8 protein-coding genes are annotated in these 17,584 nt (G+C 46.2%); 4 read left to right on the top strand and 4 right to left on the bottom strand.

The features are described from left to right. Nucleotides 1-133 precede the first annotated feature (133 nt). Complete coding sequence (locus WD077_11980; GenBank protein MEX0967951.1) at nt 134-976, bottom strand: mechanosensitive ion channel domain-containing protein; 843 nt, start codon at nt 974-976, stop codon at nt 134-136. Nucleotides 977-1,188: 212 nt separating this feature from the next. Here WD077_11980 and WD077_11975 point away from each other — a divergent pair, with 212 nt between their 5' ends. Continuing rightward, the gene (locus WD077_11975; GenBank protein MEX0967950.1) at nt 1,189-6,069 is read left to right on the top strand and encodes a PKD domain-containing protein; all 4,881 of its coding nucleotides are present in this window, start codon (nt 1,189-1,191) and stop codon (nt 6,067-6,069) included. A 39-nt stretch (nt 6,070-6,108) separates the two neighbouring features. On the opposite strand, the gene priA is transcribed toward WD077_11975, so the two are convergent. Next, nucleotides 6,109-8,607 (bottom strand): primosomal protein N', encoded by a 2,499-nt coding sequence (priA, locus tag WD077_11970; GenBank protein ID MEX0967949.1) that lies wholly within the window; start codon nt 8,605-8,607, stop codon nt 6,109-6,111. A gap of 165 nt (nt 8,608-8,772) precedes the next feature. Between priA and WD077_11965 the strand changes: the two genes are divergently transcribed. Both WD077_11965 and WD077_11960 read left to right on the top strand, forming a co-directional pair. Further along, nucleotides 8,773-9,891, top strand: coding sequence for an acyl-CoA desaturase (locus WD077_11965; protein MEX0967948.1), 1,119 nt, complete (start codon nt 8,773-8,775; stop codon nt 9,889-9,891). An 83-nt stretch (nt 9,892-9,974) separates the two neighbouring features. Further along, nucleotides 9,975-11,714, top strand: a complete 1,740-nt coding sequence (locus tag WD077_11960) for a M28 family peptidase (GenBank protein ID MEX0967947.1) — start codon at nt 9,975-9,977, stop codon at nt 11,712-11,714. Here the strand turns inward: WD077_11960 and WD077_11955 are convergent. Together WD077_11955 and WD077_11950 are read right to left on the bottom strand one after the other, a co-directional pair. Next, entirely contained in the window at nt 11,711-12,616 is a 906-nt protein-coding gene (locus tag WD077_11955; protein MEX0967946.1) for a cation diffusion facilitator family transporter, read from the bottom strand. The two genes, WD077_11960 and WD077_11955, sit on opposite strands and share 4 nt — an antisense overlap. Nucleotides 12,617-12,767: 151 nt before the next feature. Continuing rightward, entirely contained in the window at nt 12,768-12,968 is a 201-nt protein-coding gene (locus tag WD077_11950; GenBank protein ID MEX0967945.1) for a dodecin family protein, read from the bottom strand. A 490-nt stretch (nt 12,969-13,458) separates the two neighbouring features. On the opposite strand from WD077_11950, the gene WD077_11945 reads away from it, so the two are divergent. Beyond that, nucleotides 13,459-17,583, top strand: a complete 4,125-nt coding sequence (locus WD077_11945) for a PKD domain-containing protein (protein MEX0967944.1) — start codon at nt 13,459-13,461, stop codon at nt 17,581-17,583. The last annotated feature ends 1 nt before the right edge of the window (nt 17,584 follow it).

The following is a 17,584-nucleotide window of genomic DNA, read 5'->3' as shown; positions in this document are numbered from 1 at the left end:
CTCTTTAACATGGAGCAAAAATAACATATTGCTACCTAAGCGCCTATACCTATAACTTTTATATGAAATAAAAGTTTCGGATTTTCTGAGGCGAACGCGTATAACCATATTAGTATGCCTGAAGAATTCCCGTTTAATTTTTTCCTGAACTGCCATCTCCGTTGCTGGTATACATGTGAATATCGCGCTGCGGGAAAGGTATGGAAATTTTATCCTTATCAAACGCTAATTTCACGTTTTCCTGAAGGTCATAGTTGAGTGGCCAGTATTCACCCCGCTCCACCCACACCTTGATCGTGATATTTACGGCACTGTCGCCCAGCTCAGAAACCACGATCACCGGTTCAGGGGCCGTCAATATGCGTTCATCTGCAGTGATAATTTGACGGATCACTTCCTTCGCTTTAGGAATATCATCGCCATATCCGATCCCGAAGGTGAGGTCCAGCCGCCTGTTTGCTTCTACTGAAAAATTGGTGATAACGTCATTGGAAAGCTTTCCATTGGGAACAATGATGGTCCTGTTATCCGGTGATTTCAATATGGTATAAAAGATCAGGATTTCCTGAACTGTCCCGCTTTTGCCAGCACCATCAATAAAATCTCCTACCCGAAAGGGCTTTAACAATAGAATCAGCACACCTCCAGCAAAATTTGCAAGGCTGCCTTGCAAGGCCAGCCCCACGGCCAGGCCTGCGGCACCGATCACAGCAATAAATGAGGTGGTCTCTATACCAATCATAGCGGCAACGGAAATGAAGAGCAGCACCTTTAAACCAACTGATACCAGCGTCAGCAGAAATGGATGCAATGAGATGTCAACATTTCGCTTGTGAAGGACTTTGCCCGTAACTCTTCTGATGCCTTTAATTATCCAGAGGCCCGCCACCAGAACTAAAAGCGCGATAATGATCCTTAAGCCATACACGCGGAGCAGGTCAGCCACCGCAATTAAATTCTTTTCTAAAAATTCCATTTCATATTAATTTAGATTGTGCTGAAAGGTTTGCAAAGGTAAAAAACCATGTTGCTGAGAGCCTGATGCTCGGTTCTCAGATTTTGTTTTTGTTAAGGCATCGTTTTAATATCAAAATGCCATAAAAGATGTTAATTTTGGGACGGGGAGAAAATGGGATTTTGGCACAAACGGGAGTGTTTGTGTCCTTTTTATAACTTAAGTACAGTGCTATGTCTGGAGTTGGTGGACGTTTCTTTTTTGCAGTTTTAGCCGCACTTTATTTGACCCTTCATGCAGCCGTGGTTTCGGCACAGTGTCCGGGATTGGATTTTACGGCTTCGAAGCAGCGCGCCTGTCTGTTCGATGCCATTTATTTCTACCCGGAAAATTTGCCATCCGGAAGTCAGGTGAATTGGGTGATAGACGGAGACACTTCATTAACCGTAGATACTCTGTTCTGGATCTCTAACAAAACCGGCACCTTCGATGTGGAGCTGCTCGTGATGAATGGCAGCCAGACATGCAGCGTCATCAAAGGTAATTTCATTACCATTGGCGCTCCTGCCAGCAATCCACCCATAAATGTTTCCTCTCTCACGGTATGCGATCTGGATGATACCCTTTCCATCAGTAATAATACGCCCATTGCGATGCAGCATTCATGGAGCATTGGCAGCCAATATTATCCTGATACATCAGCTACCATTAATCATGTATTTGGAAAGGAAGGATATTTTCGGATCAATCTAAAGGTGGTAGACAGCAATGGCTGCGAGGCATTGAATTCCCTAGATTCTATACTTGTTGTGAAGGCTCCTGAATTGAATATCCAAGCTTCTCCAACAGCCTTTTGCGCAGGGGATAGCGTTAACTTTAGCTTTACGGCAGCACCTCCACAATCCGTGTCTTCCATTTTATGGACGTTCGATGGAGCCATTCCGGGAACTTCCGCAAATGCTGCTCCGTCCGGTATCGCATATTCTTCTCCGGGCAGTTATGATGTGAAGTTGGAAATCACCACTGCTGTGGGATGCAGCTATCATCTTAAGGAAGATTCATTGATAAATAGCGGAACGAAGCACAGTTTATCGTTACAACTCAGCTCGCACTATGTCTGTACGGAAACCAAATTTACAGCGCAAACGGCCATCAACAGCCTGGATCCGGACAACTTTTCCTGGATATTAGCAGGAGCGACTGTGGATGGTGCATCTGAGGCCGATTCGCAAATTGTGTCTTATGAAGATGCCGGAAAAAAAACGGTACGGCTCAAATATAATGATAACGGCTGCATCTCGGATGCTGTGGATACCGTGCAGGTAGTTAATCTTGCGCCCAATTTCACGGCCGACAAAACCTGTGGATGCAAAGTGCCGCTGAATGTGAATTTCAACTCTGGAAATACAAGTTATTCCGGGCCGGGCACGCCCTCTTATGCATGGACTTTTTATAATGGCTCCGGCAGTGCAGCAGGTTCCTCAAATCAGCGCAATCCTTCCTTCAATTACACCCAGTCAGGAAAGCATGATGTGGAACTCACTGTAAGTGATGGAAATGGTTGTGTGAAATCAAACAAGAAAAAAGGTTTTATCCGGTTGGAGCCTTTGAAGGCCACTGTTGCAGCCTCTCCAAAAATTGTTTGCCCCGGTCAGCAAGTCGTTTTTTCTACGAAAACAGATTCTACCTGCCAGGATGGCCTCACCGTCTATTCCTGGAGATTTTATGATTTGGATGGCGTTACCCTGCTCAGCACTTCAAGTGCCGCGAGGCCTTCGCTTTCTTATTCTTCTGTGGGTGATTATGATGTCAGCCTGGCTATCACCAATCAGGATGGATGCAGCGATTCAGTAAAAGTACACTCCGTGGTTACGGTTGACCATCTTCAGGTAAACTTTGAAGCAGATGATACCGTGCTCTGCAACGGAAGAAATACCCGCATCAGGATCATCAACACGACTGGGATATCGGCTTCTGTCAATTGGACCATCACCGAAACGGCCACAGGTAATGTGCTGCTGAATACGACAGCAGCTTCTCCCAAAGTCACATTCCCGGATCCGGGAATTTATTCTGTCAAACTTATAGCCCAGGCAGGTGGCGCGTGTGCTGACACGGTGATCCGGAATAGTTATATCCAGGTAAATGGCATCAGCACAAACATCACCGCCAATGACACAGGTGGCTGTCCGCCCTTCAGCACTGCACTACAAGGCAACGTCACCAACCATAATATTTCCGGAGATGCAGGAAATGTAACCGTCAACTGGATCCGGCCTTCCAATAATTCACCGCTTACCTATAGCAGCTCCACCGCAGAAAATACCACCGTGAATATAGCTTCCAAAGGCTGCTATGATGTGGAACTGAAAGTAACCAATGCTGGCGGTTGCAGCTTTACCGACTTCCGGAAAGACTTTTTATGCGCAGGCGTAGTAGCAGATTTTGATGCTCCGGTGCGCGGATGTTTGCATGAAAAAGTGGCGCTCTCAAATACTTCTTCCGTAAATGCCAAATCATATAAATGGTTCAGTTCGCGATCGCAGGGCTACTTCCTGCCTTCTGACACGGCTTCAGATCCGGAATTTTATGCGACCGATGATGGCACTTTTCAGATATCGCTCATTGCCACGGATACCTTTGGTTGCGCAGATACAACAACCAAAGGGATAGATATAGATCACTTTGCCGCAGATTTTTCAACGCCTGATACGGCAGGGCAGTGCTCTCCTGCATTCATTGATTTTGAAATTTCGGCCCTGAATGCTGACAGTTTTTTCTGGGATTTTGGAGATGGACAAAGGCTGGTGTCTATTCAGAAAATAGCAAGCAACCTTTATGACCTGCAAAATGCCGATTCGCTGAATAATTTTTATGATGTTACCCTGATAGCTAAAAGCATCAACGGCTGCTATGATACAATGGTAAAACCGCAGTTCGTCAATATTATCGGACCATTTTTGAAATTCACTTATCTCAACAACACAGGTTGTGAACCTCTGGAAGTGCAGTTTGTGGATGCTAATGAAAGCGTACTAAGTTTTCTCTTTGACTATGGTGACAATTCTCCGCTCAGCAGCAATAGGGTTTCGGGCCATACTTATATGGCACGTCCTAATGACACCCTCACCATTTACCGGCCTACGGTTATTGCCACGGATAATAAAGGATGTATCCGGCAATTCACACCGGATGACAGCATCGTAGTATATAAGGAGCCGGTTGCAGCGTTCCGGATATCTGACACGCAGGGATGTGAGCCTTTCCAAATTCAGTTTACCAGTACATCTTCGTTTGCATCCAAATTTTACTGGGATTTTAACAATGATGGAATTACAGATGATACCACTGAAAACCCTGAATATTCATTTGATGCAGGAGTCTATTCCGTAAAACTGGTGGCAGAGAGTCCTTACGGTTGCTTGGATACGATGCTCATTCCGCAATTGATTACCGTATATGAAAATCCGGAAGCGAAAATGGATTTTGATACCACCGTGGTTTGCTTCCTGGCAGAAGTATACTTTTATGATCTTTCCTCCGGACCGGCTCCCCTGATAAAGCGGTGGTGGGACTTTGGAGATACCAGCCGCACCGCTGATACATCTTCGCAAACGAATCCATTCTATGTGTACCAGTCACCCGGTTTTTATTCCACTTCGTTAATTGTGGAAGATATCAACGGCTGCCGGGATACGCAGATATTTAATTATGTGGAAGTGGTAGACACAGCACCTCTGGCATATAGCGGGTTAAAATTCGTAACGGTAAATGCGGACAATGAGGTAGAACTGGAATGGAACAATGACAATATCCGTGGCTTTAAGCATTACCTGGTCCACCGGCAGGAACCAACGGGATTTGTGATTTTTGATACAATTCAGCAGGAAACAATAACACAGCTAACCGACACAGTACCACAGCCGCAGGACGGAAGTCAATGTTACGATCTTCAGGTGCAGATAAACTGCCTCACAAAATCGTTGCTGGACCAGGAGCATTGCACGATCTGGCTTCAAACCCGGAAAGGTGCAGAACGGGAAATAATCCTGGATTGGACTCCTTACCAGGGCTGGACGCAGGTGCTGGAGTATGACATATTCCGGTCAGACGGAGCTGAGTTCGCCCAGATCGCAACGGTGGATCCCACGCAGTTGAGCTACACAGATACCGGCCTTTGCAATCTCGAATATTGCTATTATGTGGTAGCCCGGAATCCACAGGGTTACGAATCGCGCAGCAACCGCAGTTGCACTATCCCTGATTACCTGATGCACACCACACCGCTGCTGCTTTACAGAACTACTGTGCATAATGATGAAAATACGCTAACGCAGTGGGAGCGGGGAGAAGATGCGAACCTGCAACGTTATGTTATTGATCGCTATGCTCCGCAGGCAGGCTGGGAGCAGGAATATGCCACCACCACCGATACCTTTTTTATGGATGAACAGGCACTGGTACACGAGGAGCCTTATCTCTACAAAGTATTTATGGAGCACGTTTGCCATGAGAAAAGTCCCGAAAGCAATCCCGGAACTTCCATATTTTTAAAGCTGCAGGTGATCAGTGACAGGTTCTTTCTGAACTGGCAGGCCTATCGCGATTTTAAACATGGGGTGAATCGCTATCTCGTCCAAAAACAGCAGGACGATGGAAGTTTCCGGCTTATTGCCAGCCTCCCCGCATCTGATACCTCCTATTCCAGTACAGACGTGGAAATGTTTGCCACCGAAAGCTGTTTTCGCATTATCGCCATAGAAAATGTGACGGATCAACCAAGCATTTCCAATATAGCCTGCAATATGTTGCCGTCCAGATTGCACATTCCAACGGCATTCAGTCCTAATGGAGACGATAAGAATGAAACGTTCCGAGTTGCCGGCATTTTCCTCCAGGAAGCCACAGGAGCTACTGACCCGGATGTATTTCATTTCACCATTTACAACCGCTGGGGAGAAGAACTTTGGTACACCCGCAACATCCGGGAAGGGTGGGATGGAACTGTTGATGGCATCCTCCAGCCGGAAGGAGTGTATGTTTTTGTTGTGCGGGCCACCGGCCTTGATCAGCAACGCTATTATGAGAAAGGCACAGTGACGCTGATCAGGTGAGAGCGTGCGTAAGTCGGACTGCATTCCATTCCCCTCAGCCTACACCGGATCCACATCAATTATCACGTGTAGTTTCGAAAACTTTTTTTCGTTTTTGAAAGCATCCGTTTCATGGATAATGGTTTCCTTGGCTTTGGCCACCGAAGTTGACTTTGGGAATTTGAGCAGAATGTTCATCTGATATTTATTCCGGATGCGCGCAACTGGCGGAAATTCCGGACCCAGCACCTCGTGGGCAAAGTGCTTTCGCAGCCGCCTGGCCAATTCCTCCGATCCTGTCTTTACAATCTCAATGTCGGTTTCTTTCACCACAATCTTAATCAGCCGGAAGTATGGCGGATAGTGATACATATTTCGCTCCGCTGCCTGTTGCTGATAAAACCCTTCAAAATCATTTTTTATTAAATATTGAAAAATAGGGTGCTCCGTTTGAAAAGTTTGGACCACCACCTTTCCGCGTTTTTTGCGCCTGCCGGCCCGGCCGCTTACCTGTGCCATAAGCTGGAAGCTGCGCTCATAAGCCCGGAAGTCGGGGTAGCTCAGCATCTGGTCGGCACTCATTATTCCTACCAGCCGCACGTTCTTAAAGTCCAGCCCCTTCGTTACCATCTGCGTTCCCACAAGAATGTCGGCATCTCCGCTTTCAAACCGTGAAATGATCCTGTGCAGTGCATTTTTCCTGCGCGTGGTGTCCTGATCCATGCGCAGGATGCGGGCATCCGGAAAATAGATTTCCAGTTCATCCTCAAGCTTTTCGGTGCCAAAACCTTTCATCATGATGGATGGATTACCACATGCTTTGCACTTTACCGGCACCGGCTGGTAATGGCCGCAATAGTGGCAGCGCAACTGCTTTATCGCTTTGTGATAGGTGAGGCTGATGTCGCAGTTCCGGCATTGCGGCACCCATCCACAAGTCTGGCATTCGAGATAGGGAGAATATCCGCGCCTGTTCTGAAACAGGATCACCTGCTCTTTCTGCTCCAGCACCGTTCGCATTTCGCGCAGCAGCAGCGAACTGAAATGGCTTTTCATCGTGCCCCGCTGTTTTTCCTGCTTCAGATCGGCCAGCACAATTTCCGGTGCTTCAATGGCCGTGAACCGTGCATTAATTTCAGAGAAGCCATACTTCTTCATCTTAACGTTATGGTAGCTCTCGAAGGAAGGAGTGGCCGTGCCCAGCAGACATTTCGCCTGATGAAGCGAAGCCAGATAAATAGCCGAATCGCGGGCATGATAGCGGGGAGAAGGCTCGTGCTGCTTATAGGTATTTTCATGCTCCTCGTCCACCACCACGATTCCTAAGTTAGAGAAAGGCAGAAAAAGTGCTGAGCGCACTCCCAGCACTACATCATATTCCTTCTTCAGCAATTTCATCCAGATCTCTACGCGCTCATTATCACTGAATTTAGAATGATAAATGCCAATGCGTTTTCCAAAAAAAGATTTTAAACGCGTGATCAACTGCGTGGTGAGCGCAATTTCAGGAACAATATACATGGCCTGCTTTCCCTGTGCTATTGCTTCGCGGATGAGTTTTACGTAAATGTGCGTTTTTCCGCTGCCGGTTACTCCCTTCAGCAGCACCACCTGTTTTTCCCTGTATGCTGCTTTGATCTCCAAAAGTGAAGTTTCCTGGAAAGGAGCCAGTTCCAGATGGTGTTGCTCCACATCCACATCCAGTACCCTTCCTACCTGATGCGGATATACCTCAAGAATACCTTTACCTGATAAAGCATTAAGAGTTGAGGAAGTGGTATTTGAATTTTTCAAAAGCACCTTCTGCTCCACATGTTTTTTCTTCTGTTTCAGCACCAGGAAATTCATGAATACTTCCAGTTGTTTAGGCGCTTTTTCTAGCTCTGCAAATACCTTTTTCTGTTTTTCCGCTGCTTCCAGACCCGGAGCAAGCCTTACGCAGGAAACTGTCTTTGGCTTATACGTCCTGATCAATTGTTCCTTAATCTGAACCACCCCTTCATCCAGCAATCGCTTGATGATGTGCATTACGCTTTTCTGATCCAGGATCTCCGATATTTGGCTGATGGTCAGTTCCTTTTCTTTTTCCAGCGCCTCGGCTACGAAATATTCCTTGTCCGGCAATTCTGCGTAATCACCCTCATAAGTTTCATCCGGAATAATGCGCGTTTCACTGGCCAGCTTCATATTGGCAGGAAGCGCTGCCGACATGATCTCTCCGGCTGTAGTGCAATAATAGGAGGCCATCCATTGCCAGAATGCGATCTGCCGGTCGTTCACTATGGGTGAGTTATCCAATATGGTAATTAGATATTTGGCCGTATAATCCACAGGCGGAATCTGGTGTATCGCCACGATGAGGCCTGTAAACAGCTTTTTCTTTCCGAACTGCACGACCACCCGTCTGCCAGGTGATAGCTGGTTGTTCATTTCGTACGGAACCCGGTAGGTGAAAGTCTTGCGCAGGGCAAAGGGTAACAGTACATTAACGAAGAAAGTGTTTCTGTCATCCTGCTCAGGATCCTGTAGTTGTAACTGCGATTGTCGGCTTGGTGGCATCGGCTCAAAATTAATCATTGCATTTTCATACTTTTGGCTCCGGCATTCAACTGGCCGAATTCATGCGTAGACGGGCAAACAACTGAAGGCAACCATTGGCAAATAGCCATTCTTTTCCAAACTTTGCAGTTCTCTATTACCATGCAAGTGCAAAATCCAAAATAAATGACGACAAGGATTAAATTCAATAATTCAAAACAGAAGGATTTCTACGCCACCCTGAAAACGCGGGTAGATGACTATTTCACCGCTTCAGGCAAATCAAAGAATGCCAATGGCCACATGATCTTTAAGACCATTTTTATTCTCTCGGTTACAGTAGGTTCATATTTACTGTTAATCCTGGCCAATTACAGCCTGCCGGTGATGTTTCTTCTTTGGTCGGTGCTGGGGATTTTTACTGCTTTTATTGGCCTGAACATTTGCCATGATGCAATCCACGGTGCCTACTCAAAAAACGAAAAGGTGAATAAATATCTGGGGCTGCTGTTTAACCTGATCGGTGCTAATGCCTATAACTGGAATATTATGCACAACGTAGTGCATCACTCTTTCACTAATATCGAAGGACATGATGAAGACATTCAGTCAGTTCCGATCTTGCGCATGTCCCCCCATCAGGAACTCTGGAAAATACACAGATATCAGCACATCTATGTTTTTGCCCTTTATGCGCTGGCCTCTCTTTCCTGGGTATTCTCAAAGGATTATGTCAAATTTTTTAAGGCTAAGATCGGCAACTATGATAACCGCCACCGGCCCCGCAAGGAGTACTATAATTTGTTTGGTTTCAAGCTTCTTTATTATGCCCTGTATATCGCAGTGCCCCTGTTGGTGATAGATTTTGCGTGGTGGCAGATTTTGCTCGGTTTTTTGGTAATGCATGTTTTTGAAGGATTAACTCTGGCTATCGTGTTTGCATTGGCCCATGTGGTGGAAGGAACAGACTTCCCCCTTCCGGATGAAAAAGGGCGAATAGAGAATTCCTGGGCGGTGCATCAGATGTATACCACGGCAAATTTTGCCAACAACAGTTTTTTAGCCACCTTCTTCTGTGGTGGATTGAATTTCCAGATAGAGCATCACCTGTTTCCCCGGATTTGTCACGTCCATTACAAAGATCTTTCTCGGATCGTGGAAAACACAGCGAAGGAATTTGGCCTGCCTTACATTCACAATCCTTCCTTTTTAGGCGCTATTGGCTCCCATACCCGCTTTCTGCGTGAGTTGGGCAGGAAAGAGCATCTTGTCGCGCCACAGGTGGAAACACGCCTGAGCGCCTGAAGTAACGTTCTTCCGGAGTCATAATTTTCATTCGCAGGATGTGCGGGGTTTTGTAGCTTTGAAAGATTCAATAACATACCGCTATGAAATATTCACTGCTGCTTTCCCTGTTTTTTGTTTTGATGATTTCCAGGGCCAATTCCCAATCCAATATTTTTACGACCAACCCTGTTGCAGAGCAGGTAATGCTTGGCAACTATGATCCGGCACACTATGCCTCCTCCCATGCCATCACCGATCCTGACCTGATCTCGGAAGCGCTGAACCGGGAAATATCTCCGGATTCTCTGAAAAGATATCTGGAGGTTCTCGTAAGTTTTGACACCCGCCATTCGGCCTCTGATACCCTTTCGGATGTAGAGGGAATAGGCGCTGCCCGCAGATGGGTATTGTCGAAATTTAATGGGTTCCGGAGCCAAAATGAAAATCGGCTGGTGACCTCATTCCTTCAGTTTGATATTGACATCTGCGGAGTAGGCCAGCATAAAAATGTGCTTTCGATATTACCGGGAACGGATCCTGCAGCACCGCTTATCCTGATAGAAGGGCACATAGACAGCCGCTGCGAAGAACGATGCGATACTTCATGCTTTGCGGGTGGTGCAGAAGATAATGGCAGTGGGACTGCCCTGGTAATGGAACTAGCGCGCGTGATGGGAAAATTCACCTTCCGGAATACCATCGTTTTTATGGCTACTACTGGCGAGGAGCAGGGCTTGATCGGTGCGCAGGCCTTTCTGAATTACGTGCTAGAAAAACAGATAGCGCTGAAAGCAGTGCTGAATAATGACGTAATAGGAGGGATTCTCTGTGGAGAAACGGCTTCGCCACCCGGCTGCCCCGGACCTGGAAATGTAGATAGTACGCATGTCCGGATCTTTTCTCATGGCGGGTATAATTCAGATGACAAAGGACTAGCGCGTTTTGTAAAGCTGGAATATCAGGAGCAACTGAAACCGTTGGTGGATGTACCGATGGAAATTCAAATTATGAGTCCGGTGGATCGAACAGGCAGGGGAGGAGATCATATTCCGTTCAGCAACAGCAATATTGCGGCAGTGAGATTTACGGCCGCAAATGAGCATGGCGATGCCAGTGCCGACTCGGCTTACCATGACCGGCAACACAGTACCCGTGACGTTCTGGGCGTGGATACCGACATGGATGGAATACTTGATAGCTTTTACGTGAGTTTCCGGTATCTCGCTAGAAATGCGACAATCAATGGTGTGGCGGCAGCCATGATCGCCATGGGTCCGGAAACACCGGATTTTGACCTGACCAATGCAAGTGAAAATGTTCTGACCATTAAAATAACGAAACAGAAACAATATGCTCAATACCGCGTGGGTGTCAGATCTGAAACGAATGACTGGGACAGCGTTTACACAATGAACGGGCTTGAAGAGACCATCCCTATGGCGTATCCTGCAGATAAATATTTTGTAAGCGTTGCCTCTATAGATGATAAAGGGGTAGAGAGCCTGTTTTCAGGTGAGCGTTTTACCATCGGCAACAATATAGGCGAAAATCCGGAAAAGCCACAACAGGAGATTGAGTTGTTGCAAAACCGGCCAAATCCTTTTGACGAATCCACTTACATTACGGTACTGGTAAACAGACCGGTGCAATATAATGACGCCCATGTACAGATCACCGATCAAAATGGCCGGGTATTAAAACGGATTTCATTGGAACTGCATGAAGGAATGAATGAAGTGCAGTACCGGCATGGAGACGGGATTCAGGGCAGCTACCTGTACTCGCTCGTTGTAGATGGAAAAGTGCGGCAAACCAAGAAAATGGTATTTACCACCTATTAATGTGAATGCGCTTCCCCGCAGTGCTCCTCCCTCATTAGGCAGTCTTCCTCAGGAAATTCCACTTCAAGGGTGAGATGATCAATTTTTAATTGGGTCATCGCCTCGCGCGTTTTTTCTTTGATCCGAAATACATCTTCCTTGCTCGTTCCATCCGCTACCACAATATGGCTTGTGAGAATATGGTGTTCTCCATCCATTGTCCAGATATGCGTGTGGTGCGTGGAAATTACCTTCGGAATACTATTAATTATGTTTTCAATCTGCCGGATATCCAAATGCTCAGGCACACCCTGAAGAAATATTTTTAAAGTATGCCGGAGATTGCGGACCACGTTGTACAGGATAAACAGCGTAATGCCAATAGAGAGTAGGGCGTCCAGTACAAAAGCTTTCCAGAAAAGAAGGACAATACTGACAACCAGGACGGCCATCCAGCCCATCACATCTTCGAGCAGATGAAGGGCTGCTGCTTTCATATTTAAGCTACTGGTTTTCCTGAGTTTCAGAAAAGCAAATCCATTGACAGCAATGCCAATAAGAGCGAGAATTATCATGCCCTCCACCTTAGTAGGCTGTGGATTAAAAATGCGGGGAACGGCATGCCAGAGTACGATGCCCGCACCCACCAATAGCAAGATGCTGTTGAGGAGTGCTCCTAAAAGAGAGAATCTTCTATAACCGAAGGAGTATTTGCTGTCCCCCCCCTTTTTGGATTTACGTTCCAGAAAGTAGGAAATACCCAAGGCTATGCTGTCTCCAAGATCGTGGAGTGCATCGGAGAGAATAGCGATGCTGTTGGTATAAAGGCCGCCCGCAATTTCAAGGATTGTAAAGCCCAGGTTCAGAAAAAAGGCCAGACGAAGGTTTTTCTCCGGCTGCGGGTGGGAATGATGGTGCCCCATAAAGATACGCTTAGAGGCTTCAAATTTAAAGGAAATAGGGCGTAGAAGGACGGAATGGCCTTCAGATGAGGAGAGGAGAATTTATAGAGGGATTAAAATATCAAAAAGCACCCGGCCCAAAGGCCGGGCACTTTTTGAACCAGCAAACCCCTCAATCCCCCTCAAGGGTAACTTTAGTACTAACCTTATAAAAGGTGACTTTATCGTCAGCGGCATTGGCTTGTGAATCTGTGATGTAGACCGAGCGAATGGTGCGGCCTGTTTTGCCGGCTTCCACTATCGCCTTGTTAGTGGCATCATCAAAACTCTTGGTTGATTCAGCCTGAAATTCTACAACTTTTAAGATTGCCATTTGCCCGAATTATTTTATCGTTAGTTAAAATACCTTTTTACTATCTCAAACCTTCATAAAGTATTTCGATTCAAAACTAAACTATCTTTGAAATAGAACCAAATTTCTTGTAAGATTTTTTATAAAATTTATTGTTTCCCTTACTCTCATCTGTGTTGCAAGATGATTTGGTGCAAATCTTACCACTATCTTAAAGATAAGAAACTTCCTGAGTACCTGTTGCTCCCTGCCTTTACATAGATTTTGATCGCATTATGGACAATTATCAGTACATTTATGTTCATTTGTAATACTTTGCGATTTCAGGTATCAATAAAGGTTAATTGGCTACCAATACTGTATTGTAAATATATTTTAATAAATAGTCTTTATGGTATTCTGGTATTTCCACTGATGTGAATCTTATTTTACAGAGATTTGTTTACGGGAAGTGACTTACTTAATATGTTCCTTCCTTTGTACGTAAAGGCGGTCCAATCAAATTTTTAACATGCGGAGAATATACTTCCTCTCACTATTAATTCTCACATTATGTGGCTGGCAGACTCCTGTCCGGGCGGATCATATCATGGGTTCGGATATCACATATAAGTGTGTTGGCAATGATAGCTTTCTGGTTACCATCACCATGTACCGCGATTGCAATGGCTGCGAAGTTCCTCCTTGTCAGATCCCAAATCTTCAGATCACTTCGCCATGCGGTACGAAGTCGGTATCCACCACGCTGACTGTGGGCGCTGACATTACACCGGTTTGCAAAAGCAGTTGTACACGGTGTACCAATTCCAGTTGCAGTTTTCCTTATGGAATTCAGGTATATCTTTTTACTACTATTGTCCACCTGCCGGATACCTGTTGCAACTATACGCTCTCATGGTCCTCCTGCTGCCGGAATCTTACCATTACCACGGGGCTTGCCAACGGCAGCTTTTATGTAAATGCCAATCTGAATAAATGCGCACAACCCTGCAACAGTTCGCCCCGGTTTACCAATCCTCCGCTGGCCGTCCTCTGTGCCGGTCAGTGTTTTATTTACAACCAGGGTGTAGTGGATGATGATGGCGATTCACTGGTATATTCGTTTGCTCCACCTCTCCTCAACAATGGTTCGGCCGGCAATTATACATCCCCATATTCCTACGATAAACCTATATATTTTCTGGGATTTCCCAATGCGAGCCTTCCGTTTAACCCACCCCAATGCAGGGGATTTCACCTCGATTCAGCAACAGGCGACCTGATGTTCAAACCCATGGTGGCACAGCAAACGGTTTTTGCCATGAAGGTGGAAGAATACCGGAATGGTGTGAAAATCGGTGAAACAAGGCGGGATATTCAGATTATTGTTTTGAATTGCCCGGCCAACAATGCTCCGGTAGTTTCAGGCATGGATAATAAACCTGTTTTCAATGTTGAGGTATGTGCAGGCAGCCAGCTTTGCTTTACAGTTCATTCGGATGATCAGGATAATACTGATACCGTTAGCATGTCATGGAACGGTGGTATTCCCGGTGCCACATTTACCACTTCGGGCGGGCGACTCCCGACAGGGACTTTCTGCTGGACGCCCAAAGAGTCGGATGCCAGTTCGGTTCCATACTTCTTTACCGTACAGGTTCAGGATGATGCCTGCCCGGTGAGAGCCACAACTATTCGTTCCTACAGAATTCTAGTGAAACCCCTTCCGAAAGCTACGGATACGATAACCGCAAACGGCTGTGGTAATTATTCGTTTTCTGCCAGCACTACGCCTCTTTCAGCTTTGGTTGAATGGAGAGGCGTGGGGGGAATGTACGCTGATCGAAAATCCTTCAACCATCAGTTCCAACAATATGGAAAGCTGCCTTATTCCCTGACGATAACCGCTATTGGCTGTAACAGGACCTATCATGACACACTGGATGTTCCCGAATTTACCACGCTTGACCTCGGCCCGGACACTGTACTTTGTGAAAAAGAAATTATCCAGATCAATCCTGTGATCCAGCCCGGGGAGGCTGACAGCTTTTTATGGAGCAATGGCGCCACTACCGGCAGCATTGCATTCCAGCTTATAAAAGACACTATGTTTACCCTAAGCATTAAGGACACTATAGGTTGCTATAATCAGGACTCTGTTGTTTTTAAGGCCAAACTCATCCCGGATGTAGATGCAGGACCTGATCAGCGGATATGTGGTGGAGATAGTTTCCTGATTAAGCCGGTACTTAACCTCAGGGACACACTGGACAGTCTGCTGACCTATCGCTGGACCAATTTGAGTGCAAATACTTTGGTGGATACAGTGTTGAACATCAGCCTGACTGACTCAGGGATTTATGAGCTGAAAGTGAGCGATTCAATAGGATGCTCAAATACTGATACGATCAGGTTTATTGTAAATCCGGAAGTGAACGCCATTGCCACACCTACTGAAATTTGTATAGGAGATACGGCTACGCTCTCTGTCAATGAACTTAATTATCAATATTTCTGGTATAAGATCGGTAGCCCGGATGTACTTGTAGGAAAGGATCGTGAGACGCAGGTTAATCCTTTGATTACCACCACCTATCGCGTGTTGGTTCGCCAGAATATTGGGGGCGTCATCTGTGAAAGCATGGATACAGTGACAGTGAAGGTACACAACCTGCCTGCCATTTCGTTCGGAACTCCCCCCTCCAGATGCGTGAATGGTTCAACGATTCCCCTTTCTTCACTTGCCAGTCCTGTTCCCGGAATCTGGAGCGGCACCGGAGTAATGGGAACATCCTATAGTCCCTCGGTTGCAGGACCGGGAACACATTGGCTTGTGTACCAATACACAGCACCTTCCACCGGCTGTACCAATTATGATTCTGTCCAAATCACTGTGCATCCGCTTCCGGAAATTAACTTACCCCTTGATTATACTTTGTGTACACATGATCTGCCGTCAATCCTCGCGGCCCAACCGGCCGGTGGCACCTGGAGCGGAAATGGTGTATTGGTTAATGGAATTCAATATCAGTTCGATCCTGCAGTTGCAGGTCCGGGAACACATCAACTCATCTATACGCTGAATGACCTGAACAACTGTACAAACAAGGATACCTTGTACATCACAGTGTATCAGAGTCCTGACCCAAAAATCAACAAACCGGCTGACGTGTGCATAGGAGCACCTGCCATTCCGCTTTCAGCAACACCCTCGGGGGGAATCTTCAGTGGCCTGCATGTTTCGGGTCAGAATTTTATACCGGCAGTTGCGGGAACCTTTGTCATTAAATATGAATTCCAGGGTGCAGGCGGATGTGTGGTCATTGATTCCACCACAATCACCGTGAATCCTTTGCCGCAGGTAACAGTTTCGGCTGCAATATCGAAGGTCTGTGTAAATGGTGATCCGGTAGTTCTGAACGGGGCGTCTTCTTCTCCCGGAAACGGTACATGGACCGGCCCCGGAGTCAGCGGATCACAATTCGATCCCGGAATAGCCGGAGCCGGGAATTTTTATCTCAATTATATTTTTACCGATAATTATGGATGTATAAATGAGGATTCCGTAAATCTCAATGTGCAGGAACTTCCTGTAGTCAATATATCCGGTACACCTGTGCTTTGCAAGGATGCAGAATTTAAGCTGAATGCCAGTTATACCGGGGCGGCCGGCATTTCCTGGATTACACTTGGAGATGGCGTTTTTAGCGATATGAATGGTTTAGAGACCGGGTATACTCCTGGTACGAATGATCAAAACATGGGTTATTTCGATATTAAGCTGAGTAGTCTGTCGGTTGCGAACAACGTGTGTGAAACGGTTTTTGACTCCGCGCGCGTGGAAATGCATCCTACGCCTAAACCGGATTTTATTGCTGATACCCTCCGTGGCTGCAGTCCGCTTACCGTGAAATTTTCGGATAGAACCACCATAGCCGAAGGATCAATTGCTGCATACGCCTGGGAGTTTGGTGACGGAAATTCTGATTCTTCACAATCTCCGATGCATACGTTTGAAGAAGCCGGACTGTATGACGTAAAGCTTTGGGTACAAAGTGATAAATCCTGTAAGAATGAAGTTACTATGCATCAATATATTGAGGTATTGCTTGTGCCGGATGCGGCCTTCAGTATTACGCCAGAAATAACCACGATTGATTTGCCGGAATTTTCATTTAATGATAAAAGCAGTAAAACCATCAATGCATCATATAAATGGTTTTTTGATGATTTTACGAAGGCTGATGGAGGAACCTCGCAGGAACAGCACCCGGTTTATGCCTATAGTGATACCGGACAGTACCACGTCCGGATGATCGTAACCAATGACAACGGATGTTCGGATACGGCACAACAGACCGCAGTTGTATTACCGGAAGTGCTGGTATTTGTGCCCAATGTTTTTTCACCCAATCTCTCGGGGCCTTCAGCGAATGAAACATTCCGGATCCGGGTTTTTGGCATTGAATCTTTTGTTTTGCAGGTTTACAACCGCTGGGGAGAATTGCTTTATGAAACCAATGATCCCGACAATGGCTGGAACGGCACTTACAGCGGAGAGCCGGTTGGAGAGGACGTTTATCTCTACGTGGTGAAGGTGACGGATGCATTTCATAATAATTACAGTTATACCGGGACTGTGACGCTTTTACGCTAAA

This window comes from Bacteroidia bacterium, assembly GCA_040880525.1.
Taxonomy (GTDB): domain Bacteria; phylum Bacteroidota; class Bacteroidia; order CAILMK01; family JBBDIG01; genus JBBDIG01.
Note: the sequence above shows the minus strand (reverse complement) of the source record. Positions and strands in the feature narration are given on the sequence as shown.

Coding starts and splice junctions, on each gene's coding strand:
- WD077_11945 (MEX0967944.1), top strand. CDS start 13,459: ATGCGGAGAATATACTTCCTCTCACTATTAATTCTCACATTATGTGGC.
- WD077_11960 (MEX0967947.1), top strand. CDS start 9,975: ATGAAATATTCACTGCTGCTTTCCCTGTTTTTTGTTTTGATGATTTCC.
- WD077_11965 (MEX0967948.1), top strand. CDS start 8,773: ATGACGACAAGGATTAAATTCAATAATTCAAAACAGAAGGATTTCTAC.
- WD077_11955 (MEX0967946.1), bottom strand. CDS start 12,616: ATGGGGCACCATCATTCCCACCCGCAGCCGGAGAAAAACCTTCGTCTG.
- priA (MEX0967949.1), bottom strand. CDS start 8,607: ATGCCACCAAGCCGACAATCGCAGTTACAACTACAGGATCCTGAGCAG.
- WD077_11975 (MEX0967950.1), top strand. CDS start 1,189: ATGTCTGGAGTTGGTGGACGTTTCTTTTTTGCAGTTTTAGCCGCACTT.
- WD077_11950 (MEX0967945.1), bottom strand. CDS start 12,968: ATGGCAATCTTAAAAGTTGTAGAATTTCAGGCTGAATCAACCAAGAGT.
- WD077_11980 (MEX0967951.1), bottom strand. CDS start 976: ATGGAATTTTTAGAAAAGAATTTAATTGCGGTGGCTGACCTGCTCCGC.